This window comes from Streptomyces sp. 150FB (genome assembly GCF_000818195.1).
Lineage (GTDB): Bacteria > Actinomycetota > Actinomycetes > Streptomycetales > Streptomycetaceae > Streptomyces.
On sequence record NZ_JTHL01000001.1, the window covers coordinates 5,852,737 to 5,863,352 of the forward strand.

The following is a 10,616-nucleotide window of genomic DNA, read 5'->3' on the forward strand; positions in this document are numbered from 1 at the left end:
GGGCCGCGGGACCGGGGATCGCGGCGGCCGGCGCGGGCAGCAGGCCTGCCCTGCGCCGTACGGTGTGCAGCGCGGCGGCGTCCAGCAGCGCCACCGGCGCCTGCCTGCCCGGGGTCATCAGGTCCGCCGGCGGGTTCCGGCGGTCCGTGCCGAGCAGCGCCGAGGTGACGAGCGCCTCCCAGGCTGTCGCCGTGGGGTTCGTGGTGCCGGCCGGGGTGGTGGTTGTGGTGCTGGTGCTGGTGCTGGTCATCGGGGGCCTCCGTAGATATACGGGCGCGGGCGCGGATTCCGGTTCTGCTTCAGACGAGGGAGACGGTCCCCGGCGCGTCCGGCGACCAGGCTGCCAGCGGGTTGAAGCCCCGGTGACCGCACTCGCCGAAGACCGTGACCGGGCCGCCGCCGGAGAGCGCGGCGAGCTTCCACAGCCCGGAGCGCTGGGCGGCGGCAGCCGTGACGGGCAGCGCCGAGGTGCCGTCGGCGTCGGCCACCTGCCACCCCTCCCCGGCCCGTGGCACGGGTATGACATCGCCGAGCGTCACGGGCCAGGAGTCGAGCCACGGGTCGTCCCTGAGCGCCCTGCCGTACGCCTCGACGGCGTCGGCCACGGACCCGCCGGGCGGCGGGCTGTCGACAGGCAGCGGAGCGCCCAACTGCCCGGCCCAGTCGGCCCTGAGCTGGCCGGCGCCCGCGTGCGGCACGATCTCGGCGTCCACCGTCTGCCCCACCGGCAGGGCGAGCTGCGGCGACCGGCCGGCCGCGCCGAACGCGAGTACCAGCGCGGTGCGCCCCGAGTCCCGCCCGTACAACCAGGCGCGCCTGGTGAGGAGTTTGCCGTCCGTGGTGTCGTACTGCGCGAGGATCAGCCAGTGGTCCCTGACCGGTGTTCCGGTGGCGGACGAGGGCAGCCCGACCCGGGTGCGGACCGTCGTCGCCAGCGGCTCCGGCAGCCGGTCGACGCCCAGCCAGGCCTGGTCCAGCAGGTGCAGCAGCGCCGACTCCTCCAGCAGCCGCACCGGCCAGTTCGGACCCGAGCCCGGTATCGCCCCCAACTCCCGCACCCGGCCCGCCAGTCCGGGGGCCTGGGCGTCGACCATGCGGGCCGCCGTCTCCTCCCACAGTCCGTACCCCGACTGCTCGGCCGTCGCGAGACCGCCGCGCAGCAGATCCGTCAGCCGCTGCTCAAGCTCCGTGGCACCGGCGGTGATCCGGGTGCTCCTGCGCTCGGCCCTGCGTCTGGCCGCCTCAGGATCCGCCGTCTTCGCCGGCCCTTCCCCGGCCGCCGCTTCCGGCCGTTCCTTGCTCTCGACGCGCTTGCGCCGCTTGCCGAGCCACTCTCCGGCCCAGTCCGGCACCTCGGCCGACGCAGCGACCGACCCGTCGTCCGCCGCCCAGAGCAGCAGCAGACCCAGCGCGTGCTTGCAGGGGAACTTCCTGCTCGGGCACGTGCAGGTGTAGGCGGGGCCCATGGTGTCGACCACTGTGCGGTACGGCTTGGAGCCGCTGCCCTGGCACAGGCCCCACACGGCGCCCTCGTCACCGCTGCCCGCCTCCGACCACGACCCCGCCGCGCTCAGCTTGCTGCCCGCCTTGCTCGAAGCGGCGTCAGGAGAGAGTCCCAGCACCTGTTCCGCCGTCCAGCGCACCCCCGCTTTATTCATGCCACCGACGGTAGAACCCCCCACTGACAACCGCCCTGAGCTGCGGTGATCCACGGCCCGACGGTGATTGTCAGTGGCGTGGTGCACGGTGGGACACACATCCGGCGAGAAGTTCTGGGGGATCCATGACCGTGCCCGAAAACACTGGCGCCGAGGTACTGCGTCCGCACGCGGAGAACGCGTTCGCCGACGAGCTGAAGGCACTCGCGGCCTCCGACGACAGGCCCAGGCCCGCCCGCTGGCAGCTCTCGCCGTGGGCCGTCGCCACCTATCTGCTCGGCGGCACCCTGCCGGACGGGACGGTGATCACGCCGAAGTACGTCGGCCCGCGCCGGATCGTCGAGGTCGCCGTCACCACACTCGCGACCGACCGGGCGCTGCTGCTCCTCGGCGTGCCGGGAACGGCGAAGACCTGGGTGTCCGAGCATCTCGCCGCCGCGGTCAGCGGCGACTCGACCCTGCTGGTGCAGGGGACGGCCGGCACGCCCGAGGAGGCGATCCGCTACGGCTGGAACTACGCGCAGCTCCTCGCCCACGGCCCGAGCCGCGACGCGCTGGTGCCGAGCCCGATGATGCGGGCGATGTCCGAGGGCATGACGGCGCGGGTCGAGGAGCTGACCCGTATCCCCGCCGACGTGCAGGACTCGCTCATCACGATCCTCTCCGAGAAGACCCTGCCCATCCCCGAGCTGGGGGAGGAGGTCCAGGCCGTCGGCGGGTTCAATGTGATCGCCACGGCCAACGACCGCGACCGGGGTGTCAACGACCTGTCGAGCGCGCTGCGTCGGCGCTTCAACACCGTCGTACTGCCGCTGCCCGCGACACCCGAGGCCGAGGTCGACATCGTCTCGCGGCGCGTCGACCAGATCGGACGCTCGCTCTCGCTGCCCACAGGGCCTGAAGGCATCGACGAGATCCGACGGGTCGTCACCGTCTTCCGTGAACTGCGCGACGGCGTCACGGCCGACGGGCGTACGAAGCTCAAGTCCCCGTCCGCCACGCTGTCCACGGCCGAGGCGATCTCGGTCGTCACCAACGGCCTCGCCCTCGCCGCCCACTTCGGGGACGGCGTGCTGCGCCCCGGCGATGTGGCCGCGGGCATCCTCGGCGCCGTCGTACGCGATCCGGCGGCGGACCGGGCGATCTGGCAGGAGTACGTCGAGACGGTCGTCCGCGAGCGGGACGGCTGGAAGGACTTCTACCGTGCCTGCCGTGAGGTGAGCGCGTGAGCGGGTCCACAGCCGGACCGCTGCTGCTGGGCGTCAGGCACCACGGCCCCGGCTCGGCCCGGGGCGTGGGGCGGGCCCTCGAAGCTGCGGCGCCCGGCGTCGTACTCGTCGAGGGCCCGCCCGAGGGCGACGCGCTGCTGCCGCTCGCCGCCGACGAGACGATGCGCCCGCCCGTGGCGCTCCTCGCCCACGCCGTGGACGACCCGGCGCGCGCGGCGTTCTGGCCGCTGGCCGAGTTCTCGCCGGAGTGGGTCGCGATCCGCTGGGCGCTCGACCACGGCGTACCGGTCCGCTTCATCGACCTGCCGGCCGCGCACTCCCTGGCGCTCGCCGCCGAAGAAGAGGCAGAAGCAGCAGAACAGCCAGAAGCAGGGGAAGAGGCAGAAGGGGAGGACGCCGCCGAGGACAGCGGTGACGACGGTGCCGGCCTGCGTATCGACCCCATCGCCGAACTCGCCGCGGCCGCCGGATACGACGACCCCGAGCGCTGGTGGGAGGACGCCGTCGAGCACCAGGGCGCGGGCGGGGCCGCCGACCCCTTCGCGCCGTTCGAGGCGGTCGCCGAGGCGATGGCGGCGCTGCGCGAGGAGTTCGGCGACGGCGGGCACCGCAGGGACCTCGTGCGGGAGGCCCATATGCGCCTTCAGCTCCGGGCCGCGCGCAAGGAGTTCGGGGACGACGCGGTCGCCGTCGTCTGCGGCGCCTGGCATGTGCCCGCGCTGACGGAGAAGACCACCGCCACCGCCGACCGCGCCCTGCTCAAGGGGCTGCCCAAGGTCAGGACGGAGCTGACCTGGGTGCCCTGGACCCACCGCAGGCTGGCCCGGCACAGCGGCTACGGCGCAGGCGTCGACTCACCCGGCTGGTACGCGCACCTCTTCGGCGCGAAGGACCGCCCGGTGGAGCGCTGGCTGACCAAGGTCGCCGGGCTGATGCGCGACGACGACAGGTTCGTCTCCTCCGCACATGTCATCGAGGCGGTACGGCTCGCCCAGACCCTCGCCGTGATGCGCGGCCGCCCGCTGGCCGGTCTCACCGAGACGACCGACGCGATCAGGGCCGTGATGTGCGACGGCTCCGACGTGCCGCTCGACCTCATCAGGGACCGGCTCATCGTCGGCGATGTACTCGGCGAGGTCCCGGACGGCGCGCCCGCCGTGCCGCTCCAGCGCGATCTCACCCGGCTCCAGCGCTCCCTGCGCCTCAAGCCGGAGGTGCTGGAGCGCGATCTCGACCTCGACCTCCGTAAGGAGATGGACGCCGAACGCAGCAAGCTGCTGCACCGGCTGCGGCTGCTCGCCATCGGCTGGGGCGAGCCGGCTGCGGGCCGCGGAAGCACCGGCACCTTCCGGGAGACCTGGCGGCTTGGCTGGGAGCCCGAGCTGTACGTACGGGTGGCCGAGGCCGGCGTCTGGGGCACCACGGTGCTCGCGGCGGCCACCGCGAAGGCCGAGGCGCGGGCCGTGTCGGCGACCGCCCTCGTCGAGGTGACGGCACTGGCCGAGCGCTGTCTGCTCGCCGACCTGCCGGACGCGCTGCCCGTGGTCATGCGCGCGCTGGCCGACCGCGCGGCGCTGGACGCCGACGTCGGCCACCTCGCCCAGGCGCTGCCCGCACTGGCCCGTTCGCTGCGCTACGGCGACGCGCGGTCCACCGACACCTCGGCCCTCGGGGAGGTGGCCGCCGGGCTCGCCGACCGGATCTGTGTGGCGCTGCCGCCGGCCTGCGCGGGCCTCGACGGCAACGGGGCCGACGAGATGCGCGGCCATCTCGACGCCGTCCACACCGCGATGGGCCTGCTGTCCGACGGCGCTGGGGAGACCGAGGGCGAGCGGGCGGCGCGCTGGGGCGCCGTCCTGCACAAGCTCGCCGAGCGGGACCCGGTCCCCGGAGTCATCCGGGGGCGCGCGGCGCGGCTGCTGCTGGACGACGGGCGGCTCGCCGAGGACGAGGCGGCGCGGTTCATGGGGCTCGCGCTCTCGCCGGGCACCGCGCCGACCGACGCCGCCGCCTGGATCGAGGGTTTCGTGGGCGGCGCCTCGGGCGGCGGCATGCTCCTGGTCCACGACGAACGCCTGCTCGGTCTGCTCGACGCCTGGCTGACATCGGTGAGCGCCGACGCGTTCACCGATGTGCTCCCGCTGCTGCGCCGCACCTTCTCCGCGTACGAGCCGGGCGTCCGCCGCACCCTGGGCGAGCTGGCCAGACGCGGGAACGGGCGCGCACCCGAAGACCGGGCGCCGGGCGCCGCGCCCACGGAGCCCGCGCTTCCCGGCTTCGGCCCCGGCCTGGACGCGGCACGGGCGGACGCGGTCCTCCCCGTCGTACGGCTCCTGCTCGGCACGGACACGACAGTCGACTTCGCGGAGGTGGCCCGATGACCACGGCCAGGACGGACAGCACCACCGGTACGGACAGCACGACCGGTACGGCCGGCGGCACCGACGAGCGGCTGCGGCGCTGGCGCATGGTGCTCGGCGGACAGGGCGCCGACGGCACCGGCTGCGCGATCTCCGGCCGCGACGCCGCCATGGACGGCGCGCTGGCCGCCCTGTACGGCTCGGGCAACGGCGGCGGAAGCGGCGGGCGGGGCCGCGACCGCTCCGCCGGGCTCGGCGCCTCGGCGCCGTCCGTCGCCCGCTGGCTCGGCGACATCCGTACGTACTTCCCCAGCTCCGTCGTCCAGGTCATGCAGCGGGACGCCATCGACCGCCTCGGGCTCTCCACGCTGCTGCTGGAACCCGAGATGCTGGAGGCGGTCGAAGCCGACGTCCACCTGGTCGGGACGCTCCTCTCGCTCAACAAGGCCATGCCCGAGACCACCAAGGAGACCGCCCGCGTCGTCGTACGCAAGGTGGTCGCCGACATCGAGAAGCGGCTCGCGACCCGCACCCGCGCCACCCTGACCGGCGCCCTCGACCGGTCGGCCCGTATCAACCGGCCGCGCCACCGGGACATCGACTGGGACCGCACGATCCGGGCCAACCTCAAGAACTACCTGCCGGAGCACGGCACGGTGGTCCCCGAGCGCCTCATCGGATACGGCAGGGCCTCGCAGTCGGTGAAGAAGGAGGTCGTCCTCTGCATCGACCAGTCGGGATCGATGGCCGCCTCCGTCGTCTACGCCTCCGTCTTCGGCGCCGTCCTCGCCTCCATGCGCTCCATCGCCACCCGCCTTGTCGTCTTCGACACCGCGGTGGTCGACCTGACCGACCAGCTCGACGACCCGGTGGACGTCCTCTTCGGCACCCAGCTCGGCGGCGGCACCGACATCAACCGCGCCCTCGCCTACTGCCAGTCGCAGATAACCCGCCCCGCCGACACCGTCGTGGTCCTGATCAGCGACCTCTACGAGGGCGGCATCCGGGACGAGATGCTGAAGAGGGTCGCGGCGATGAAGGCGTCGGGAGTGCAGTTCGTCGCGCTGCTCGCACTGTCCGACGAGGGTGCGCCCGCGTACGACCGTGAGCACGCGGCGGCGCTCGCCGAACTCGGCGCCCCGGCCTTCGCCTGCACGCCCGACCTGTTCCCCGACGTGATGGCGGCGGCGATCGAGAAGCGCCCGCTGCCCGTACCCGACGAGGCGGCCCGGCTGTGACAGGTATCACCGCCCGTGTGTGATCTGTGATTTAGGGACCCAACCCCCACGGGGATAACCTGCGAGACGGACATGCCGCGTATCCGGACAGCGTGTACGCCTCCCTCAGTGACAGAGCGGTCACGTTGCCCATCGCGGCACGCCCACGCAGACGACATAGAACCCCGCGATCGCAGGCTGCGGTTTTTAGTAGACAAGGGACGGACACACGCGTGGACCTGTTCGAGTACCAGGCGAGGGACCTCTTCGCCAAGCACGGTGTACCGGTGCTGGCCGGTGAAGTCATCGATACGCCTGAGGCGGCCCGCGAGGTGACCACGCGTCTCGGCGGCAAGGCTGTCGTCAAGGCGCAGGTCAAGGTCGGCGGCCGTGGCAAGGCGGGCGGCGTCAAGCTGGCCTCCGACCCGGCGGACGCCGTCGAGAAGGCCGGCCAGATTCTGGGCATGGACATCAAGGGCCACACGGTCCACAAGGTGATGCTGGCCGAGACCGCCGACATCGCGGAGGAGTACTACGTCTCCTTCCTGCTCGACCGCACCAACCGCACCTTCCTCGCCATGGCGTCCGTGGAGGGCGGCGTGGAGATCGAGGTCGTCGCCGAGGAGAACCCCGAAGCGCTGGCCAAGATCCCGGTCGACGCCCACGAGGGCTGCACGCCCGAGAAGGCCGCCGAGATCGTCGCCGCCGCGAAGTTCCCGGCCGAGATCGCCGACCAGGTCGCCGACGTCCTGCAGAAGCTGTGGACGGTCTTCATCAAGGAAGACGCCCTCCTTGTCGAGGTCAACCCCCTGGTCAAGTCCGGTGCGGGCAAGATCATCGCGCTGGACGGCAAGGTCTCGCTCGACGAGAACGCCGACTTCCGCCAGCCGGACCACGCGGCGCTTGAGGACAAGGCGGCTGCCAACCCGCTGGAGGCCGCGGCCAAGGCCAAGAACCTCAACTACGTCAAGCTCGACGGCGAGGTCGGCATCATCGGCAACGGCGCCGGTCTGGTCATGTCGACCCTGGACGTCGTCGCGTACGCCGGTGAGGCCCACGGCGGCGTGAAGCCCGCCAACTTCCTCGACATCGGCGGCGGCGCCTCGGCCGAGGTCATGGCGAACGGCCTGGAGATCATCCTCGGCGACCCGGACGTCAGGTCCGTGTTCGTCAACGTCTTCGGCGGCATCACCGCGTGCGACGAGGTCGCCAACGGCATCGTGCAGGCCCTGGAGCTGCTCAAGTCCAAGGGTGAGAACGTGTCGAAGCCGCTGGTCGTGCGCCTCGACGGCAACAACGCGGAGCTGGGTCGCAAGATCCTTTCCGACGCCGCCCACCCGCTCGTGCAGCGCGTGGACACCATGGACGGTGCGGCCGACAAGGCCGCAGAGCTCGCCGCAGCAGCACGCTGACGTCTACGCGTCTTCAGACACGACAAGGGAACAAGGTCACAAACACCATGGCTATTTTCCTGACCAAGGAAAGCAAGGTCATCGTCCAGGGGATGACCGGCGCCACCGGCATGAAGCACACCAAGCTCATGCTCGCTGACGGCACCAACATCGTCGGCGGCGTGAACCCCCGTAAGGCCGGTACGTCCGTCGACTTCGACGGCACCGACGTACCCGTCTTCGGCTCGGTCGCCGAGGCGATCGAGAAGACGGGCGCCGACGTCTCCGTCGTCTTCGTGCCGCCGGCCTTCGCCAAGGCCGCGGTCGTCGAGGCGATCGACGCCGAGATCCCGCTCGCGGTCGTCATCACCGAGGGCATCGCCGTCCACGACTCCGCCGCCTTCTGGGCGTACGCGGGCGTCAAGGGCAACAAGACGCGGATCATCGGCCCGAACTGCCCCGGTCTCATCACGCCGGGCCAGTCCAACGCCGGCATCATCCCGGGCGACATCACCAAGCCCGGCCGGATCGGTCTGGTGTCCAAGTCGGGCACGCTGACCTACCAGATGATGTACGAGCTGCGCGACATCGGCTTCTCGTCGGCCGTCGGCATCGGTGGCGACCCCGTCATCGGCACGACGCACATCGACGCGCTCGCCGCGTTCGAGGCCGACCCCGACACCGACCTGATCGTGATGATCGGTGAGATCGGTGGCGACGCCGAGGAGCGCGCCGCCGACTTCATCGCGAAGAACGTCACGAAGCCGGTCGTCGGCTATGTCGCGGGCTTCACCGCGCCCGAGGGCAAGACCATGGGCCACGCCGGCGCCATCGTCTCCGGCTCCTCCGGCACGGCGGCGGGCAAGAAGGAGGCCCTCGAGGCCGCGGGCGTGAAGGTCGGCAAGACGCCGACCGAGACCGCCGAGCTGGCGCGCGCCATCCTCGCCGGCTGAGGTTCCGTACGGCTGTAAGCGCGTGGGCCCGCCCCCGGGGACATGGGGGCGGGCCCACGCGCGTACGCGCACCCGGCGGGCCCGCGCACGGCCAGGTCAGTACGCCAGCGGCAGCAGCCGGTAGGGACCGTTCGTCGGCAGGGCCCGCAGCCGGTCGCGCAGCTTCAGGTCCGCCGGGCTCAGCCGCTGCGGGCCGCTGGTCAGCGGTACACCGCCGACCCGCTGGCCGGGCGCCTGCACCGGGTCGTACCGCGTCGGCGCCGTCGCCAGCGTGAATCCCGTCGCCCCCATGATCAGCGCCGTGAAGGCGACGGTCGTCCGCGTCCAGAACCGGGCCCGGCGTTCGCACCCCGTACGTACCACCGGCGCCGGCGAGAGCGCCGGGTCGGTGACCGCCCGTGCGAGTGAGTCCAGGCGCGCGTGGAGTGTCCCGGTGTCGCTCAGCTCCGGCAGCCGCCCGGCGATCGCCGCGCGGGCGTGCAGCAGCCGGTGGGCGGCGGCCCGGGTGCTGGCCTCCGTCTCGGCGGCGGTCTCCGGCAGGTCGAAGCCGAGGCCGTCGTAGAGCAGCAGGGTGCGGCGGTAGGCGGGTGGCAGGTCGAGCAGCGCCTCGTGCAGCGCCTTCCGGTCGTCACCGTCCTCCCCGTTGTTCCCGCTGCCCCCGCTGCCCCCGTTGCCTCCGCTCTCCGCGTCGTCCCCGGGGGCGGTGGGGTGCCTGTGCGCACGGCGCAGCCGGTGCCAGGGCGAGGTCGCGTACTCGTACAGCGCGGCCCGCACCCACCCCACCGGATCGCGGTCGACGGCGACCTCGGGCCAGCGCTGCCACGCGAGATGGAAGGCGCGTTCGACGGATTCGTGGGCGAGCGCCCGACGCCCGGTCAGCAGATAGGCCTGGCGTACGAGATCGGGCGCCGCGTACGTGTACAGCGCGTCGAACGCCTGCGCCGGCGTCCGTACGGTGGGGTCGGGATCGGGGGCTGACGCGGCGTCGGGGGCTGACGCGGCGTCGGACGGGGGCACTGGGTCGGTCGGGGCTGGGTCTTCGGCGAGGGTGCTGTGCGTCATCGGGGAGTCTCCGCAGCAAGGGAATGATCGAATAAACACATAAACGTATATTGGGCGACACGGCGACCATCCGCCCGTTACGCGCATAAAGTGCGTGTCGTTGGCAGCATGGCGGCGTGACGCAAGTGACCGATCGCAGCACGCCGTTGTCCTCGGCCTCCGCCTCCGACCGCGGCCGGGTCGCCGCGCTGACCGCGCCTTTTCTCCGTGGAGCCATCGCCGCCGGTGCCGGGCTCGGCGCTCTCGCCATGCTCACGATGGCGATGTGGGTCAGCACCCCCTACCCCGACAGCGGCGCCGACGACGCCCTGCGCGTGGCCGCTTCGCTGTGGCTGTTCGCGCACGGCGTCGAACTCCTGCGCCCCGACACCCTCTCCGGCACACCGGCGCCGATCGGCGTCGTACCTCTGCTGCTGATGACGCTGCCCGTCTGGCTGGCCTACCGCGCGGCGCGCGACGCCCTCGTCCCGCAGGTCGGCCGGCCGCAGCTCACGGTGGTGGGCGCGCTGTACACAGTGGGCGGCGGATATCTACTGGTGGGCATCGCCGCGCTGATCTACGCGACGGGCGGGCCGCTCGGCGTACGCCCGCTGAGCGCGACGCTCATGCTGCCCCTCGTGACGGTGCTGTCGACAGCGGCAGGCGCGTGGGCGGGCAGCGGACGCCCGCTCAGCCCGCTGCCCGCGTGGCTGCCCGGGAGCGCCCGGACGCTGCTGGCCCATCTCGCGTGGGCGCCGGGGCGACGC

Annotated in this window: 7 protein-coding genes and 2 pseudogenes; 6 read left to right on the top strand and 3 right to left on the bottom strand. The window is 72.6% G+C overall.

Features of this window, described 5'->3' with window-relative positions; genetic code table 11:
• Positions 1 to 187, bottom strand: a pseudogene (locus QR77_RS49090) (hypothetical protein); the annotation flags it as partial.
• Between the two features lie 112 nt (positions 188 to 299).
• Complete coding sequence (locus QR77_RS25285) at positions 300 to 1,658, bottom strand: SWIM zinc finger family protein (RefSeq protein ID WP_173476349.1); 1,359 nt, start codon at positions 1,656 to 1,658, stop codon at positions 300 to 302.
• A 125-nt stretch (positions 1,659 to 1,783) separates the two neighbouring features.
• Here QR77_RS25285 and QR77_RS25290 point away from each other — a divergent pair, with 125 nt between their 5' ends.
• The 5 genes from QR77_RS25290 to sucD all read left to right on the top strand — a co-directional run bounded on the left by QR77_RS25290 (position 1,784) and on the right by sucD (position 8,808).
• A complete protein-coding gene (locus QR77_RS25290) occupies positions 1,784 to 2,887 on the top strand; it encodes an AAA family ATPase (protein WP_040024391.1) in 1,104 nt (367 codons plus the stop codon).
• Positions 2,884 to 5,268: a DUF5682 family protein gene (locus QR77_RS25295; RefSeq protein WP_040024392.1), complete on the top strand. Its 2,385-nt coding sequence runs from the start codon at positions 2,884 to 2,886 to the stop codon at positions 5,266 to 5,268. The genes QR77_RS25290 and QR77_RS25295 overlap by 4 nt, the downstream gene beginning before the upstream one ends.
• Before the next feature lie 86 nt (positions 5,269 to 5,354).
• Positions 5,355 to 6,485, top strand: coding sequence for a VWA domain-containing protein (locus tag QR77_RS25300; RefSeq protein ID WP_107069123.1), 1,131 nt, complete (start codon positions 5,355 to 5,357; stop codon positions 6,483 to 6,485).
• A gap of 212 nt (positions 6,486 to 6,697) precedes the next feature.
• Entirely contained in the window at positions 6,698 to 7,876 is a 1,179-nt protein-coding gene (gene sucC / locus QR77_RS25305; protein WP_040024393.1) for an ADP-forming succinate--CoA ligase subunit beta, read from the top strand.
• Between the two features lie 47 nt (positions 7,877 to 7,923).
• Complete coding sequence (sucD, locus tag QR77_RS25310; RefSeq protein ID WP_040024394.1) at positions 7,924 to 8,808, top strand: succinate--CoA ligase subunit alpha; 885 nt, start codon at positions 7,924 to 7,926, stop codon at positions 8,806 to 8,808.
• 96 nt (positions 8,809 to 8,904) lie between these two features.
• Here sucD and QR77_RS25315 read toward each other — a convergent pair.
• Positions 8,905 to 9,756 (bottom strand): annotated as a pseudogene (locus QR77_RS25315) (sigma factor-like helix-turn-helix DNA-binding protein); the annotation flags it as partial.
• Positions 9,757 to 9,986: 230 nt separating this feature from the next.
• Here QR77_RS25315 and QR77_RS46885 point away from each other — a divergent pair.
• Positions 9,987 to 10,616 (top strand): DUF6350 family protein (locus tag QR77_RS46885; protein ID WP_236710801.1); only part of this gene is annotated, 630 nt, incomplete at its 3' end.

Coding starts and splice junctions, on each gene's coding strand:
- sucD (WP_040024394.1), top strand. CDS start 7,924: ATGGCTATTTTCCTGACCAAGGAAAGCAAGGTCATCGTCCAGGGGATG.
- QR77_RS25290 (WP_040024391.1), top strand. CDS start 1,784: ATGACCGTGCCCGAAAACACTGGCGCCGAGGTACTGCGTCCGCACGCG.
- QR77_RS25285 (WP_173476349.1), bottom strand. CDS start 1,658: ATGAATAAAGCGGGGGTGCGCTGGACGGCGGAACAGGTGCTGGGACTC.
- QR77_RS25300 (WP_107069123.1), top strand. CDS start 5,355: ATGGTGCTCGGCGGACAGGGCGCCGACGGCACCGGCTGCGCGATCTCC.